The organism is Pseudomonas fluorescens (assembly GCF_900636825.1).
In the GTDB taxonomy this organism is placed as follows: domain Bacteria; phylum Pseudomonadota; class Gammaproteobacteria; order Pseudomonadales; family Pseudomonadaceae; genus Aquipseudomonas; species Aquipseudomonas fluorescens_BG.
Genome location: NZ_LR134318.1, coordinates 5332568 through 5348699, shown reverse-complemented (window position 1 = coordinate 5348699; position 16132 = coordinate 5332568). Strand labels below are relative to the sequence as shown.

General features: G+C 58.6%; 17 protein-coding genes. 9 read left to right on the top strand and 8 right to left on the bottom strand.

Going from position 1 to position 16132, the window contains the following annotated elements:
- Positions 1 to 23 precede the first annotated feature (23 nt).
- On the top strand, positions 24 to 1505 hold the full coding sequence (trpE, locus tag EL257_RS24485; protein ID WP_126366901.1) for an anthranilate synthase component I: 1482 nt from the start codon (positions 24 to 26) through the stop codon (positions 1503 to 1505).
- 259 nt (positions 1506 to 1764) lie between these two features.
- On the opposite strand, the gene estP is transcribed toward trpE, so the two are convergent.
- Positions 1765 to 3672, bottom strand: coding sequence for an esterase EstP (gene estP, locus EL257_RS24480; protein WP_126366899.1), 1908 nt, complete (start codon positions 3670 to 3672; stop codon positions 1765 to 1767).
- 407 nt (positions 3673 to 4079) lie between these two features.
- Here estP and EL257_RS24475 point away from each other — a divergent pair, with 407 nt between their 5' ends.
- The 4 genes from EL257_RS24475 to EL257_RS24460 all read left to right on the top strand — a co-directional run bounded on the left by EL257_RS24475 (position 4080) and on the right by EL257_RS24460 (position 7404).
- The gene (locus tag EL257_RS24475) at positions 4080 to 4673 is read left to right on the top strand and encodes an aminodeoxychorismate/anthranilate synthase component II (RefSeq protein WP_126366897.1); all 594 of its coding nucleotides are present in this window, start codon (positions 4080 to 4082) and stop codon (positions 4671 to 4673) included.
- Positions 4674 to 4682: 9 nt separating this feature from the next.
- Complete coding sequence (gene trpD / locus EL257_RS24470) at positions 4683 to 5732, top strand: anthranilate phosphoribosyltransferase (protein WP_126366896.1); 1050 nt, start codon at positions 4683 to 4685, stop codon at positions 5730 to 5732.
- Positions 5729 to 6568, top strand: a complete 840-nt coding sequence (trpC, locus tag EL257_RS24465; protein ID WP_126366894.1) for an indole-3-glycerol phosphate synthase TrpC — start codon at positions 5729 to 5731, stop codon at positions 6566 to 6568. The genes trpD and trpC overlap by 4 nt, the downstream gene beginning before the upstream one ends.
- Before the next feature lie 134 nt (positions 6569 to 6702).
- Positions 6703 to 7404, top strand: coding sequence for a lipoate--protein ligase family protein (locus EL257_RS24460; RefSeq protein ID WP_126366892.1), 702 nt, complete (start codon positions 6703 to 6705; stop codon positions 7402 to 7404).
- 10 nt (positions 7405 to 7414) lie between these two features.
- Here EL257_RS24460 and crp read toward each other — a convergent pair whose 3' ends face one another.
- On the bottom strand, positions 7415 to 8059 hold the full coding sequence (gene crp / locus EL257_RS24455; RefSeq protein ID WP_126366890.1) for a cAMP-activated global transcriptional regulator CRP: 645 nt from the start codon (positions 8057 to 8059) through the stop codon (positions 7415 to 7417).
- A 235-nt stretch (positions 8060 to 8294) separates the two neighbouring features.
- Between crp and EL257_RS24450 the strand changes: the two genes are divergently transcribed.
- Positions 8295 to 8717, top strand: coding sequence for an OsmC family protein (locus EL257_RS24450; protein ID WP_003228794.1), 423 nt, complete (start codon positions 8295 to 8297; stop codon positions 8715 to 8717).
- A gap of 237 nt (positions 8718 to 8954) precedes the next feature.
- The gene (speD, locus tag EL257_RS24445) at positions 8955 to 9749 is read left to right on the top strand and encodes an adenosylmethionine decarboxylase (RefSeq protein WP_024014530.1); all 795 of its coding nucleotides are present in this window, start codon (positions 8955 to 8957) and stop codon (positions 9747 to 9749) included.
- A 120-nt stretch (positions 9750 to 9869) separates the two neighbouring features.
- Here the strand turns inward: speD and coq7 are convergent, their stop codons facing one another.
- The 6 genes from coq7 to hemJ form a co-directional block, all read right to left on the bottom strand.
- A complete protein-coding gene (gene coq7 / locus EL257_RS24440; protein ID WP_126366887.1) occupies positions 9870 to 10517 on the bottom strand; it encodes a 2-polyprenyl-3-methyl-6-methoxy-1,4-benzoquinone monooxygenase in 648 nt (215 codons plus the stop codon).
- 236 nt (positions 10518 to 10753) lie between these two features.
- Positions 10754 to 11092, bottom strand: coding sequence for a histidine triad nucleotide-binding protein (locus EL257_RS24435; protein WP_126366885.1), 339 nt, complete (start codon positions 11090 to 11092; stop codon positions 10754 to 10756).
- A gap of 57 nt (positions 11093 to 11149) precedes the next feature.
- Positions 11150 to 11938 (bottom strand): SDR family NAD(P)-dependent oxidoreductase, encoded by a 789-nt coding sequence (locus tag EL257_RS24430; RefSeq protein ID WP_126366883.1) that lies wholly within the window; start codon positions 11936 to 11938, stop codon positions 11150 to 11152.
- A 61-nt stretch (positions 11939 to 11999) separates the two neighbouring features.
- The gene (locus EL257_RS24425) at positions 12000 to 12950 is read right to left on the bottom strand and encodes a DUF805 domain-containing protein (protein ID WP_126366881.1); all 951 of its coding nucleotides are present in this window, start codon (positions 12948 to 12950) and stop codon (positions 12000 to 12002) included.
- Between the two features lie 77 nt (positions 12951 to 13027).
- The gene (locus tag EL257_RS24420) at positions 13028 to 13996 is read right to left on the bottom strand and encodes an NAD(P)H-dependent flavin oxidoreductase (RefSeq protein ID WP_126366879.1); all 969 of its coding nucleotides are present in this window, start codon (positions 13994 to 13996) and stop codon (positions 13028 to 13030) included.
- Positions 13997 to 14028: 32 nt separating this feature from the next.
- Complete coding sequence (gene hemJ / locus EL257_RS24415; protein ID WP_126366877.1) at positions 14029 to 14457, bottom strand: protoporphyrinogen oxidase HemJ; 429 nt, start codon at positions 14455 to 14457, stop codon at positions 14029 to 14031.
- A gap of 134 nt (positions 14458 to 14591) precedes the next feature.
- On the opposite strand from hemJ, the gene argC reads away from it, so the two are divergent.
- Both argC and erpA read left to right on the top strand, forming a co-directional pair.
- Positions 14592 to 15626 carry an N-acetyl-gamma-glutamyl-phosphate reductase gene (gene argC, locus EL257_RS24410; protein ID WP_126366875.1) on the top strand — a complete coding sequence of 345 codons (1035 nt, stop codon included), beginning with the start codon at positions 14592 to 14594 and terminating at the stop codon, positions 15624 to 15626.
- 147 nt (positions 15627 to 15773) lie between these two features.
- Positions 15774 to 16124: an iron-sulfur cluster insertion protein ErpA gene (gene erpA, locus EL257_RS24405; protein WP_008077999.1), complete on the top strand. Its 351-nt coding sequence runs from the start codon at positions 15774 to 15776 to the stop codon at positions 16122 to 16124.
- Positions 16125 to 16132 lie beyond the last annotated feature (8 nt).

Genomic DNA, 16132 nt, shown 5'->3' with positions numbered 1-16132 from the left:
CCCCTCACACCACGAGGCACCTTATGATCCGCGAAGAATTCCTGCGTCTGGCCGCTGACGGCTATAACCGCATTCCGTTGGCCTGCGAAACCCTGGCCGACTTCGACACACCGCTGTCGATCTACCTGAAACTGGCCGACCAGCCCAATTCCTACCTGCTCGAATCGGTGCAGGGCGGCGAGAAGTGGGGCCGTTACTCGATCATCGGCCTGCCGTGCCGCACCGTGCTGCGGGTTCACGACCATCATGTGAGCATTACCGTTGATGGCGTTGAAACCGAAAGCCACGATGTTGAAGACCCGCTGGCCTTCGTCGAAACCTTCAAGGCGCGCTACAACGTGCCGACCATTGCCGGCCTGCCGCGCTTCAACGGTGGCCTGGTCGGTTACTTCGGTTACGACTGCGTGCGCTATGTCGAGAAGCGTCTGGGCAAGTGCCCGAATCCGGATCCACTGGGTGTGCCGGACATTCTGCTGATGGTCTCTGACGCCGTTGTGGTGTTCGACAACCTCGCCGGCAAGATGCACGCGATCGTGCTCGCCGACCCGGCCCAGGCCGATGCCTTCGAGCAAGGTCAGGCGCGTCTGCAGGAACTGCTCGAGCAACTGCGTCAGCCGATCACCCCGCGTCGTGGCCTGGATTTCAGCAAGCAGCAAGCGGCCGATCCGGTGTTCCGTTCGAGTTTCACTCAGAACGATTACGAAAAAGCCGTCGACACCATCAAGGAATACATCCTCGCCGGCGATTGCATGCAGGTGGTTCCGTCGCAGCGCATGTCGATCGACTTCAAGGCTGCGCCGATCGATTTGTACCGCGCCCTGCGTTGCTTCAACCCGACGCCGTACATGTACTTCTTCAACTTCGGCGATTTCCACGTTGTCGGCAGTTCGCCGGAAGTGCTGGTGCGGGTCGAAGACAACATGATCACCGTGCGCCCGATCGCCGGCACGCGCCCACGTGGCGCGACGGAAGAAGCCGACGTGGCGCTGGAAGAAGACTTGCTGTCGGATGACAAAGAGATCGCCGAGCACTTGATGCTGATCGATCTGGGGCGTAACGACACCGGACGCGTCTCGGAAATCGGTTCAGTGAAGCTCACCGAGAAGATGGTCATCGAGCGTTATTCCAACGTGATGCACATCGTCTCCAACGTCACCGGCCAGTTGAAAGCCGGGCTGACGGCGATGGATGCGTTGCGGGCGATTCTGCCGGCGGGCACGTTGTCCGGCGCACCGAAGATTCGCGCGATGGAAATCATCGACGAACTCGAGCCGGTCAAACGTGGCGTATACGGTGGCGCGGTCGGTTACTTCGCCTGGAACGGCAACATGGACACCGCCATCGCGATCCGCACCGCGGTGATCAAGAACGGCGAGCTGCACGTCCAAGCCGGTGGCGGCATCGTCGCCGACTCGGTGCCGGCGCTGGAATGGGAAGAAACCCTGAACAAGCGCCGCGCGATGTTCCGCGCCGTGGCCCTGGCCGAACAAACCCCGCAAACCTGAGCCCACACAGCCCCCTGTAGGAGCTGCCGAAGGCTGCGATCTTTTGACTGCTTATGTAGGAGTGAGCCTGCTCGCGATAGCGGTGGGTCAGTCAACAAATCTGTTGAATGTAATTCCGCAATCGCGAGCAGGCTCACTCCCACATTTGGTTTTGTGTCCAGGCAATAAAAAAGCGGCGCCTGCGAGGGCGCCGCTTTTTTTGTAACCTGCACCAACCCCTGTAGGAGCTGCCGTAGGCTGCGATCTTTTGATCTAGCGCTTAAAAATCCAGCACAACGCCAACATTCACCCCTTGCTGGGTAAAGTCATCATCCTTGCGCAAGGTATAACCACCGCGCAACGCCAGATCCGCTGTCAGCTTGTGACTCACGCCCAGACTCACGCGGTTCAGGTGGCTGGCCGGTGTGTAGCCTTCAAGAGTGAAGTCATTGGCCGGCAGCGTGTTGAGCGCGATGTTGACCTTTTGCACATCGTCTTCGTACTCACGCTCGTGGGCGTATTCCCCATACACCTGGGTTTGCGCGGTGAAGTTGTACTTGCCCTGAAGACCCAGGCCCAGCCGTTTCGAATCGCGGGACTGGTCATCGAAAGTCAGTGCGGTGGCGCGGTTGCTCTTTTCGGAGTAGCCATCGACATCAACGCTGGCGTAATCAGCGCTGACAAATGGCGACAGGTGCCATTGGCTGCCCGGCTGGGCGATGTCATAGCCAATACGGGTGCTGAATGCCCACAGATTGCCGTCGGTATCACCTTTCTCCGCACCCTCGCTGGCGCCGAGGTCGAACTTGCGCTTGAGGTTGTCGTAGTCGAGTTTGCCGCCGGTCAGCGCGGCATCCGCCCACCAGCGATTCTGTTGGAACTGGGCAAACGCGGTCGCCATGTAACTGTTGAGTTTATAGTCCGAGTCGTTGTGGCCGGCCTCAAGGTTTTGCCGGTACAGACCTGCTGCGACGCCCACCCGCCAAGCCTCGTTCAGACGATAGCTGCCGCCGACATTGAGGTTGTAACCGCTGCCATCGGCGCTGGCGCCGCTGCTTTGGCTGTCGACATCCAGATGCTGACCGCCCGCCGAGACAATCGCGCGCCATTGGCCGACTGCTTGCCAGTTCTCCCAATCGGCCTGCCACTGGTTACGCAATTCATCCTGATGCGCGCGCACCGTGCCGTGGGCCATTTCCGGCAGGAGGCTCAATTCCCACGGCGCCGCCAGCAGCGAGTAGGCGTAATCGGCGATCAGTTTCTGTCCGGATTCGGTCGGGTGCACGCCGTCGTTGTAGATCAGCTTGGTCGGATCCGGCGTGGCGCTGTTGATGCCGTAACGGGCGTTTTCCGTACAACCGCTGCCGCTGAAACAGGTCGCGGTGAGGTTCTGGTCGGTGGCCAGGCCGAAGCGCCCTGGGTCGGCGAAGACCTCTGAGAGCAGCACCGGAATATTCAACGGAATGACTTCGGCGTTGATGCCTTGCAGGCGTGTCACCAACTGGCTGTTGAACTTATTGGCGAGGGTGCTGCTGAATGCCTGCAGTGGCGTGCCGTTGAGGGCCGGGGTCAGGCCGACGTCGGGCAGCAGCCAGACCATCACGTATTTGGCGCCTGCGGTTTGCAGGGTCTGCACGCTGTCGGCCAGCCGATCGGCAGCCGCATTCGCCTGGGGCAGGCTGAGAATGCGGCCCTGCAGGAAGTCGTTGCCGCCACCGGAGATGTAATAGAGCGCATTCGGGTCGGCGCGAAAGCCGTTCGACGGCAAGTAACCCGCGCGGGTGCGCTCGCCCGTGACCGACTGTGTGGTGATCGAGTCGAGAATCTGGTCAGTGCGATAGCCGCCGACCGCCCAGTTGTTGCCGTCTGGCTGACCGTTTTCGGCGCGCACGGCGGAACTGGAGGAGGCGGTTTGATCCGCAGTGAAACCCAGTCGCCCCCCGAGCAACTGTGTGGAGTTCAAGGAATAGACTTCACCGCTGCCGTCCTGATACGAGGGCCCGGTGCGGTTGGTGTAGCGCTCGGTGGAGCCCGCCGGGCCGCCTGTGTCGGTGAAGGTGCCGGCGTCGTTGAGGCTGTCGCCGAAGACCACGAAGTTCGAGTATGGATTGGGTGCGGCATTGGCTTGGGCGCAGGCCAGTGCCAGCAAGCAACTGGCCAGCGGTACAAATAACGTCTGTCTGATCATGAGCAAGTCCGTTTATTTATTGTTGTAGGTGAACGAAACGACAGTACCAAAAACTTTCGGCCTTTTGCCATCGGTCGTGAATCCTCGCTTGGATTTTCCCCCCAAGGCCCCGGCCATATTGCACGCTCCGCCCAGCTAAGTTACTGTGCGGAAACGTATGAACGAGACCTTCCCCGTGTTGATCACCAGCAAACTTCTGGATCAAGTCATCAAGGCACACGCCCGCTGGCGTTGGCGCGCCTGAATCATTCTGCCGGCCTGGCCGGATCTGTATCGCTTTGCCTTCCTTGCCTGTTTGAAATGCCGCTGTGCCGACGCGTCTTCCTGCGTCCGACATCGCGCAGCGCCCTGCGGGCAAGTCATCTGAAGGCTGTTTCCAAGTCGGAATTCAAGAGGTTCGAAACGCCATGTTGCTGATGATCGACAACTACGACTCCTTTACTTACAACGTTGTGCAATACCTCGGCGAGCTGGGCGCCGAGGTCAAGGTCGTGCGCAACGATGAATTGAGCATTGCTGAAATCGAAGCGCTCAACCCTGAGCGCATCGTGGTTTCGCCAGGCCCTTGCACTCCCACCGAAGCCGGCATTTCCATCGAAGCGATCAAACACTTCGCCGGCAAGCTGCCGATTCTTGGCGTCTGCCTCGGTCACCAATCAATCGGCCAGGCGTTCGGCGGCGATGTGGTGCGTGCCCGTCAGGTCATGCACGGTAAGACTAGCCCGGTATTCCATGAGGACAAGGGCGTGTTTGCCGGCCTCAATCATCCGTTGACCGTCACCCGCTATCACTCGCTCATCGTCAAACACGAGAGTTTGCCGGACTGCCTGGAGCTGACCGCGTGGACGCAGCATGATGACGGTTCGGTCGACGAAATCATGGGCTTGCGTCACAAGACCCTGAATATCGAAGGTGTTCAGTTCCACCCCGAGTCGATCCTCACCGAACAGGGCCATGAATTATTTGCCAACTTCCTCAAACAAACCGGCGGCACGCGCTAAGGACTTTGCATGAATATCAAGACAGCCCTGAGCCGTATCGTCGAACACCTCGACCTCAGCACCGATGAAATGCGCGATGTGATGCGCGAAATCATGACCGGCCAATGCAGCGATGCGCAGATCGGCGCGTTCATGATGGCCATGCGCATGAAAAGCGAGAGCATCGACGAAATCGTCGGCGCGGTGTCGGTAATGCGCGAGCTGGCCGATCAGGTCGAGCTGAAAACCCTCGACGGCGTAGTTGATGTGGTCGGCACTGGCGGTGACGGTGCAAACATCTTCAACGTGTCGACGGCCTCGTCGTTTGTCGTCGCGGCGGCTGGCTGCACTGTGGCCAAGCATGGCAACCGTGCAGTGTCGGGCAAGAGCGGCAGCGCTGATTTGCTGGAAGCCGCCGGCATTTATCTGAACCTGACGCCAGTGCAGGTCGCACGTTGCATCGACAATGTCGGCATCGGTTTCATGTTCGCTCAGACCCACCACAAAGCCATGAAGTACGCCGCCGGCCCACGTCGCGATCTCGGCCTGCGTACGCTATTCAATATGCTCGGCCCGCTTACGAATCCGGCCGGTGTAAAACATCAGGTCGTGGGAGTGTTCACTCAGGCGCTGTGCCGGCCATTGGCGGAAGTCTTGCAGCGCCTGGGCAGCAAGCATGTGCTGGTGGTGCATTCAAAAGACGGTCTGGACGAATTCAGCCTCGCCGCGCCGACCTTTGTCGCCGAGCTGAAGAACAACGAAATCACTGAATATTGGGTCGAGCCGGAAGATCTGGGCATGAAGAGCCAGAGCCTGCACGGTCTGTCGGTTGAAGGCCCGGAAGCGTCGCTGGCGTTGATACGTGACGCGCTCGGCAAGCGCAAGACCGAGAACGGCCAGAAAGCGGCCGAAATGATTGTGCTCAACGCCGGTGCTGCGCTGTACGCCGCTGACCTGGCCAGCAGTCTGAAACAGGGCGTGGAGCTTGCGCACGACGCTTTGCACACTGGCCTCGCTCGGGAAAAACTCGAGGAGCTGGGTGCCTTTACCGCGGTATTCAAAGTGGAGAATGAGGGATGAGTGTACCGACGGTTCTGGAAAAAATTCTCGCCCGCAAGGTTCAGGAAGTCGCCGAGCGTAGCGCCCGCGTCAGCCTGGGCGAGCTGGAAAGTCTGGCCAAGGCGGCCGATGCACCTCGCGGTTTTGCTCAGGCTTTGCTCACGCAAGCAAAGCAGAAGCAGCCTGGCGTGATTGCCGAAATCAAAAAGGCCTCGCCGAGCAAAGGTGTTATCCGCGAGGATTTTGTCCCGGCTGAACTCGCCAAAAGCTATGAGAAGGGCGGGGCGACCTGTCTTTCCGTGTTGACCGATATCGACTATTTCCAGGGCGCCGACGCGTATTTGCAACAGGCTCGCGCGGCATGCAGCCTGCCGGTGATCCGCAAGGACTTCATGATCGATCCGTACCAGATCGTCGAGGCCCGCGCGTTGGGCGCCGATTGTGTGCTGCTGATCGTCTCTGCACTGGATGACGTGAAAATGGCCGAGCTGGCCGCGGTGGCCAAAGGCGTCGGCCTCGACGTGTTGGTTGAAGTGCACGACGGCGATGAACTGGAGCGCGCGTTGAAAACCCTCGACACACCGTTGGTAGGGGTCAACAACCGTAACCTGCATACGTTTGAGGTCAGCCTGGAAACCACTCTCGACCTGCTGCCGCGCATTCCGCGCGATCGCCTGGTGATTGCCGAGAGCGGCATCCTCAACCGCGCCGATGTCGAACTGATGGAAATCAATGATGTGTATGCGTTCCTGGTCGGCGAAGCGTTCATGCGCGCAGAGAACCCGGGCATTGAGCTGCAGCGTCTGTTCTTCCCGGAGCGTGGTGGTCCGGTAGTAAGCGGTTCGACCCTCGACTGATTTCCCTTCGGACCGAGTCGACCTTTTCGCGAGCAGGCTCGCTCCCACAGGAACCCCATTCCAACGTTGGAGCGAGCCTGCTCCCGAAGGGGCCTTTGAATTCTCTCGAGATGTTACGTCTGCCGGAGCCCGCCATGTCGCTGCCAACCCCCCTGACCATCGAATCCGGTCTGCAAGCCGAACAGGACTTGTTGGCCTCGGTCTGCGCCGGCGACGCGGAATTCGGCCTGCTGTTCTGGCAACCCACCGACCGCGCGCTGGTCATGCCGCGCCGGCTCAATCGCCTACCCGGTTTCGAACACGCATGCGAAGTCTCCGCTGCTGCTGGCTGGCCGGTGCTGCTGCGCGAAACCGGCGGCGAGCCGGTGCCGCAATCGGCTTCGACCGTCAATATCGCGCTGGTCTACGCGCCACCTCGCAGCGAGGGCGATCTGAACCGTATCGAAACCGGCTACCGTCGTTTGTGCGATCCGATCTGTCAGTTGCTGGATGAGTTGGGCGGGACGTCGTCAGTCGGCGAAATCGACGGTGCATTTTGCGACGGGCGCTTCAACGTCAACCTCGACGGCCGCAAGATGGTCGGCACCGCCCAGCGCTGGCGCCAGAGCCAGGGCGGGCAACGTCCGGTCGGCCTGGTGCACGGTGCGATGCTGCTGGATGACGAACGCGAATCGATGGTCGCCGCGGTCAATCGTTTCAATCAAGCCTGCGGGCTGGAGCAACGGGTCAGAGCTCAAAGTCATATCGCTCTGCATGAGAAATTCAACGCGCCCCAGGCATTGGCGCGTCTCGAGGAATTATTTCGAATGATGCTGGCGCGCATCTACAGCGCCTGAAATCTTGGGCCTAGCGCGTACCGAAGACCACCATGGTCTTGCCTTTGACGTCGACCAGGTTGCGTTCTTCCAGATCCTTGAGCACACGACCAACCATCTCCCGCGAGCAACCGACAATCCGGCCGATCTCCTGACGGGTCACTTTGATCTGCATGCCGTCCGGATGAGTCATCGCATCCGGTTGTTTGCATAACTCCAGCAGGCAACGGGCGACTCGACCGGTGACATCGAAAAACGCCAGATCGCCAACCTTGCGCGTGGTGTTGCGCAGACGTTGTGCGATTTGTCCGCTGAGGACGTAAAGAATGTCCGGATCCTGCTGCGACAATTCGCGGAATTTGGCGTAACTGATTTCCGCGGTTTCGCATTCGACCTTGGCCCGCACCCAGGCGCTGCGTTCCTGTTCCTGGCCGGCCTGCTCGAACAGGCCCAGCTCGCCGAAGAAGTCCCCTGCGTTCAGGTAAGCGATGATCATCTCGCGGCCATCATCGTCTTCAATCAGGATGGTGACCGAACCTTTGATAATGAAAAACAGGGTATCGGAACGATCACCGGCACAAATGATGTTGCTCTTGGCCGCGTGGCGACGGCGCTGGCAATGCATCAACAGCTTGTCGAGGTTCTTGATTTTGGGTGTGGGGGTAATAGCAACCATGGTTGTATCCCGAAAAGACTGCACGGTGATGTTTGAGTTTTTATGAGGCGCTGAAGGCGGTCGCTACAGGGCTGACGAATGGGCGCCAGCGAATTGGCGCCAGCTTACCAGACACTTCGTCGAGAATTCGAGAAATTACCTACAGCCTCAAGGTGTTCGTCCTAGGACGTCGCTCCTGTCGGGACAAATCGCTGTGCTAAGCTGGCGACCCTTTTTTTACAGTGGAGTCTGGGCGATGAAGGCACGCATCCAATGGGCTGGCGAAGCCATGTTCCTCGGCGAATCCGGCAGCGGTCATGTTGTGGTCATGGACGGGCCGCCAGACGCTGGTGGTCGAAATCTGGGTGTTCGCCCGATGGAGATGCTTCTGCTCGGTGTAGGTGGTTGCAGCAATTTCGACGTGGTCAGCATCTTGAAGAAGTCCCGTCAGGCCGTTGAAAGCTGTGAAGCGTTCCTCGAAGCCGAACGTGCGACCGAAGATCCCAAGGTATTCACCAAGATCCATATGCATTTCGTGGTGAAAGGTCGTGGCTTGAAGGAAGCTCAAGTCAAGCGCGCCATCGAACTGTCCGCGGAGAAATATTGCTCGGCGTCGATCATGCTCGGCGCCGCCGGCGTGGCGATCACCCATGACTACGAAATCGTCGAACTCGGTTGAACCGACATTCAACTATCATAAAAGCAGTGCAGACTCTGGCGATCCCCCGCTGACGTCTGCATAATGCGCCACTTTTTTCAGGGCAGTGATCGGTCATCCGACGGGTCATCCGCCTGAACAGACAACCAAAATCGCCATCGCGAAGAGGTGTTAACCGTCCTACGCAGGTGCGTTGTTCGCACTTGACGGGCATGCTTGATCACGCGGCTGCGCCGCATACATAGAGAGTTTTTAACGGTGAAAAGCAAACTCAAGCTCCACGGGTTCAATAACCTGACAAAGACCTTGAGCTTCAACATCTATGACATCTGCTACGCGGAGACCCCGCAAGACCAGCAGGCTTACGTCGAGTACATCAATCAAGAGTACAACGCGAAACGCCTGACGCAGATTCTCACAGAAGTTGTCGAGATCATTGGTGCCAACATCCTGAACATTGCCAGTCAGGACTACGAACCTCAGGGCGCCAGCGTCACGATTCTGATTTCTGAAGAGCCAGTAACCCCGACTGACAGCCAGATCGAAGAATCGCCGGGCCCGTTGCCCGAAATTATTCTGGCCCACCTCGACAAGAGCCATATCACGGTGCACACCTACCCGGAAATCCATCCGGATGACGGTATTGCCACCTTCCGTGTGGACATCGACGTATCGACCTGTGGTGTCATTTCACCGCTTAAAGCGCTCAATTTCCTCATTCACCAGTTCGATTCGGACATCGTGACCGTGGATTATCGTGTGCGCGGCTTCACCCGTGACGTTGAAGGCAACAAGCACTTCATCGACCACGAAATCAATTCGATCCAGAACTACCTGTCCGAAGACACCCGCGACGCGTACCAGATGACCGACGTCAACGTGTATCAGGAAAACCTGTTCCACACCAAAATGCTGCTGAAGAACTTCGAACTGGACAACTACCTGTTCGGCGACGCCACCAGCAACCTGTCGCCGGAGCAGCGCGCTCAGGTGACCGATCGTGTGAAGCACGAAATGCTCGAAATCTTCTACGCGCGCAACATGCCGACCTAAGATTTCCGCGCACACAAAAAAGGCGACTGTCTCACGGCGGTCGCCTTTTTTATTGCTGGAATACAGAACCCTGTGGGAGCTGGCTTGCCAGCGATGGGGCCCTGTCGGGCGATGCACATCTCAAATCCGATAAGTACTCTTGGTCATCACCTTGGCCAGAATACTCATCCCGAACTTCACGGGTGCCGGAAAACGAAAGCCGCCCGCATCCAGCGCACTCTCCGCATGATGTTCTTCATCAATGCGCATCTGCTCAAGGATCGCGCGGGACTTCTCGTCCTCGGCCGGCAATTGCTCCAGATGTTCATTCAGATGTTTGCACACTTGATGCTCGGTTGCCGCGACGAAACCCAGGCTGACTTTGTCGCTGATCAGCCCGGCGACGGCGCCGATGCCGAACGACATCCCGTAAAACAGCGGATTCAGGATACTGGTATGACTGCCCAACTGGTGAATGCGCTGTTCGCACCAGACCAGGTGATCGATTTCTTCCTCGGCTGCATGTTCCATGGCCGCCCGCACTTGCGGCAACTTGGCGGTCAGCGCCTGGCCCTGATACAACGCCTGGGCACAGACCTCGCCGGTATGGTTGATTCGCATCAGCCCCGCGACGTGGCGGGTGTCCTCATCGCTCAGCTGCGTTTCCGGCTGCAGAATCGCCGGCGACGGACGGTACGGCTGCCCACTGAAAGGCAGAAGAGTGCGCATCGCAGCATCGGCTTGCAGCAGCAGTCGGTCGATTGGCGAGTAGTGACGTTGGGTAGTCATGCTGACCTCCGGGAAAAATCTCGACCGCCAGTTTAACCGAATCGGCCGGGGAAGGTTTGCGCTAGGTCATTCGGCACGCTTGATGCGCTTGCTGTACTTGATGTACGGGGTTTTCTTTATGTAGGAGCTGCCGAAGGCTGCGATCTTTTGATCTTTTTTTGCTACCTCGAAGATCAAAAGATCGCAGCCTTCGGCGGCTCCTACAGGTGACAAACCGCAGGCCTGGTCGGTGAGCCTTAGCCCGGCGGCCAGGTCATCTGGCGCTGACCGAGCACGTGCATATGAATGTGATAGACAGTTTGCCCACCCATTTCATTGCAATTCATCACCACGCGAAAGCCTTCCTCGCAACCCAGTTCCAGTGCCAGACGTTGCGCGGTGAACAGGATATGCCCGGCCAGAGCCTTGTCGTCTTCGGTCAGATCATTGAGGGTGCGTACCGGTTTCTTCGGGATCACCAGAAAATGGACCGGTGCCTGCGGTGCGATGTCGTGGAACGCCAGAACCTGGTCGTCCTCGTAGATGATCTTCGCCGGGATCTCCCGGTTGATGATCTTGGTGAACAGAGTATCCACTGCTGTTTTCTCCGTTGTTAAAGCTGCTTCGAATGTATCGCGTTGAATCGTGATTCTTCAGCGCGGGCAGTAAGCTTTGTTGACCATGCCGACGATGGTGCGGTTGAGCCAGCGCGAACCCAGGCGCGGCAGAAACGTCAGCCAACGATTGCGACGTCCCGGAATGATGATCGCGCGGTTCTTGTCGAGGGCGCGCACGGTGTAAAGCGCAACTTCCTCGGGACTCATCAGCAAGTTGCTGTCATCAAGTTTTTCAGTGTTCAGCTGTGCGGTGCGGAAGAACGCGGTACGAGTCGGGCCGGGGCAGAGCACCGAGACTTTTACCGCGCATTTCTTCAGCTCCACCCGTAGCGCTTCGGAAAAGTGCAAGACATAAGCCTTGCTCGCGAAGTAAGTGCTCATCCACGGCCCAGGATTGAATGCGGCAACGGAGGCGACGTTGAGAATCTGCCCGCCACCTTGCAACGCCATGCTGTTACCGATCGCGTGGCACAAGCGGGTCAGGGCGAGGATATTGACTTCGATCAGGTCCTGCTCGGTCATCCAGTCCTGCGCCAGAAACGGGCCACAAGTGCCGATGCCTGCGCAGTTCACCAATAAATCGATCTGTCGGTCACCTTCTTCCAGTTCCAGCAGAAAGCCGGACAAGCGCAACGGCTCACCCAGATCGCAGGCGCGAAACAGCACTTCAACGCCGAAACGTTGCGTCAACTCTATCGCAATGCTTTCCAGCTGATCACGTTGGCGCGCCACCAGAATCAGGCTGCGGCCACGCCGGGCCAGCGCTTCAGCCATGGCCAGGCCTATGCCGCTGGAAGCGCCAGTGATCAGAGCGTAACGGGTCATGCAATTCTCCATCGCAACAGCTCCGCGCCGACGACGCGGGTGTCACGGCGGGGAGCGCTGTTCATTCTTTCGCAGAGTCTACAGGGGGTTGCGCGGCTTCGGCTGCATCGTCGGCGGAAATCGCTGGCGGTTCGACTTCGACCTCAACCTCATCAGTGGTCACCGAGCCGCTTTCGTAGCTGCTTTCGAGGTTGCTTTCGTACTCCTGCTGGACTGCGGAGAAGCCACCGAGTATTCCACCGGCGAAAATCAGCACGAAGAAGACAATCCACAGTGAGCACAGCACTTTGACCGCTGTGCTGTTCGGCGGAGGCGGCGGGCCATAACGATTGGCGCCGGTATTGCCGGGCACCACCATGATCACCAGCGGGAAGAAACCGCCCACGAACGGCACCAGATTCAACAGCCACAGCCAGCCCGACCAGCCGATATCGTGCAGGCGTTGGACACTGAACAGAACGCTGACGATGAAAAAACCGATGAACAGAAAGCACGCGAATATGCCGCCGATGATCAGGCCAGTGGTTGAGTCGCCGCTGACCAGACCCAAAGCGATCAGAGCGAATATGCCAACAATCGGCAATGTCACCAGGCTGAGAACCATGGTCCATGCCAAAAAGCGCAGGCGACCGATCCGGCCTTCGACACTGAACGGCTTGAGCGTGGCGAAGGGCGGAAGATTCTCGCCTACGCTGGCGCGGGGTGGCGCATAAGGCGAGTCCGGCTCTGCCACCGCAGGCGCGTGTTCACGGACATCCGCGAGACTCAGCTCGATCGCGGTTTCGTTTTCAATGCGCGCGTCGATTCCGGTTTTGTTCAGGGCCTGCAAATACGTCTGCGCGTCGCTATGGGAGAGATCACGCTTGAGTGCGACGACGCTGCCATTGAACAGGCGCTCGATGGCAGCCACGTCGCTTTTGAAAAGGTTCGCCAGATTGAGCTTGGCAGTCGTGATATCGACACCTGGCTGTAAAGCGCCGTCGAAGACAATCTTGTAGCGGGGGTCACTCATGGCCGAGGCATCCTTGTCGCGATTGGGTTTGAAGGTCAGCAGTGTATGGCCAGTCTGCTCGAGACTGGCCGGGTTTTTCAGCGTGGCCAGCGTGCAGGCAGCTGAGCAGCGCGCGCTTGGGCCTGACGATACTCAGCGTCCAGGCGTGCGACCAACTGATCTACGCTCGGCAGATCGTCGATTTGCCCCACGCCCTGGCCTGCCGACCACACGGTCTTCCAGGCTTTGGCTTCATCGTTGATCGGCTTGAGCTTGTCGCCAAAATTCACTTCGCCCTTGCCTTGGAGTGCGGCGAGGTCGAAACCGGCGGCTTGCAGGCTTTGGCGCATAAAACTGGCCGGAACACCCGACACCGCTGGAGTATGAATGATGTCCGCGGCCTTGGCTGTCAGGAGCATCTCCTTGTATGCGTCAGGCGCATGACTTTCAGAGGTGCCGATAAATCGCGTACCGAAGTAGGCTAAATCCGCACCGAGCAGCTGAGCAGCGAGAATCTCGTGGCCGTGGTTCAAACATCCTGCAAGCAATAACGTCTTGTCGAAGAATTCGCGAATCTCGGCTATCAACGCGAACGGACTCCAGGTGCCAGCATGGCCTCCGGCGCCGGCTGCAACCGCGATCAACCCATCCACGCCGGCCTCGGCGGCCTTCTCGGCATGCCGGCGAGTGGTCACGTCATGAAAGACCAGGCCGCCATAGCTATGCACCGCATCGACCAACTCCTTCACCGCACCGAGGCTGGTGATGACGATCGGCACTTGGTGTTCGACACAGATATCCAGATCCGCCTGCAAGCGCGGGTTGCTGTTGTGTACGATCAGGTTGACCGCATACGGTGCGGGGTCCTGCAAGGTCGCCAGCCCCGCCTCGATCTCTTCCAGCCAGGCTTTGAAGCCGCTGCTTTCACGCTGATTCAGCGCCGGGAAGCTGCCGACGATGCCATTGCGACAGCAGGCAAGCACCAGTTCCGGGTTGGAAATCAGGAACATCGGTGCTGCCACCACCGGCAGGCGCAAACGTTGTTCGAGCAGATCAGGCAGCGACATGATAAACACCCCAAAGACTGTAGTTGTTGAAGTTAGAACGGCTTGACCACGACCAGAATTACGATAGCCAGCAATATCAGAACCGGGACTTCATTGAACCAGCGATAAAAGACATGGCTGCGGGTGTTTTCGCCACGGGCGAAGCGTTTGACCTGTGCGCCGCACATATGGTGGTAGCCGATCAGCAATACGACCAGAGTCAGTTTGGCGTGGATCCAGCCGCCCATGCTGAAGATGCCCGGGTTGAGGTAGATCAGCCAGCCACCGAAGATCAGCGTGGCGATCATCGACGGCCCCATGATGCCGCGATACAGCTTGCGCTCCATCAGGCTGAAACGCTCCTTGCTGATCGTGTCTTCGCTTTGCGCGTGATAGACAAACAGTCGTGGCAGGTAAAACAGACCGGCAAACCAGCAAACGATGGCGACGATGTGGAAAGCTTTGATCCATAGATAGAGCATTTTAGTTATCCCAGGTTCACGGTAAGCCCAGATAGTAGAGGCTTGTGCGTCCGCGCGTCACCTTGACGGTTGTCGCAGGCGCGCGCGGCCCCTATTATCGACGGCTTTCCAGTGGGTTCGTTGAGGGCAGGTTTATGGTCAAGGTCGGTATCGTCGGCGGCACGGGTTACACCGGTGTCGAACTGCTGCGTCTGTTGGCACAGCATCCGCAAGCAGAAGTGGTTGTCATCACTTCCCGATCCGAGGCCGGTCTGGCCGTGGCTGATATGTACCCGAACCTGCGCGGCCATTACGACAATCTGGCATTCAGCGTACCGGACGTCAAAACCCTGGGTGCTTGCGACGTCGTCTTTTTCGCCACCCCGCATGGCGTTGCCCATGCATTGGCCGGCGAGTTGCTGGCCGCGGGCACCAAGGTGATCGACCTGTCGGCCGACTTCCGTCTGCAGGACGCTGAAGAATGGGCCAAGTGGTACGGCCAGCCGCATGGCGCGCCGGAACTGTTGGACGAAGCTGTTTACGGTTTGCCAGAGGTCAATCGCGAGCAAATCAAGCAAGCGCGCCTGATTGCCGTACCGGGTTGCTACCCGACCGCTACGCAGCTGGGTTTCCTGCCATTGCTTGAAGCTGGTCTGGCCGATGCTTCGCGTCTGATCGCCGACTGCAAATCCGGTGTGAGCGGTGCCGGACGTGGTGCGGCTGTAGGATCGCTGTACTCCGAGACGTCGGAAAGCATGAAGGCCTACGCAGTAAAAGGTCATCGCCACCTGCCGGAGATTCGCCAGGGCCTGCGTCGCGCAGCCGGTAAAGATGTGGGGCTGACCTTCGTTCCGCATCTCACTCCGATGATCCGCGGTATTCACTCGACGCTTTATGCGACCGTGGTCGATCGCTCGGTGGACCTGCAGGCGCTGTTCGAGAAGCGCTATGCCAACGAGCCGTTCGTCGATGTGATGCCTGCGGGCAGCCATCCGGAAACCCGCAGTGTGCGTGGCGCCAATGTCTGCCGCATCGCGGTTCACCGTCCGCAGGATGGTGATCTGGTGGTGGTGTTGTCGGTGATCGACAACCTGGTCAAAGGCGCATCGGGCCAGGCCGTGCAGAACATGAACATTCTGTTCGGTCTGGATGAGCGGTTTGGGTTGTCGCACGCAGGCATGCTTCCTTAACGGCAGCCACCAGTCATAACCCGCAAGCTTTAAGCTCACCGCTTGAAGCTTGCCGCTGCTCCTCTAATAGTTGACCAATTTTCTAGGACAAGCGGATAATGCGCGTCATCACGCATTATGGCGGCGTAACGCCGGGAGAGAGTCAGCATGAGCGTCGAATCCTTCACCCCCACGGCTTTGCAATTCACCCACGGTGCCGCGCACAAGGTGAAGAGCCTGGTCGATGAAGAGGGGAATGATCGCTTGAAGCTGCGCGTATTCGTTACGGGCGGCGGTTGTTCAGGGTTTCAATACGGTTTCACCTTCGATGAAGATGTAGCCGAGGACGACACCATTGTCGAGCGCGAAGGCGTAAGTCTGGTGGTTGATCCGATGAGCTTCCAGTACCTGGCGGGTGCTGAAGTGGATTATCAGGAGGGTCTGGAAGGTTCGCGCTTCGTGATCAAGAACCCGAACGCTACCACCACCTGTGGTTGCGGGTCTTCATTCTCGATCTGATCGCTTTT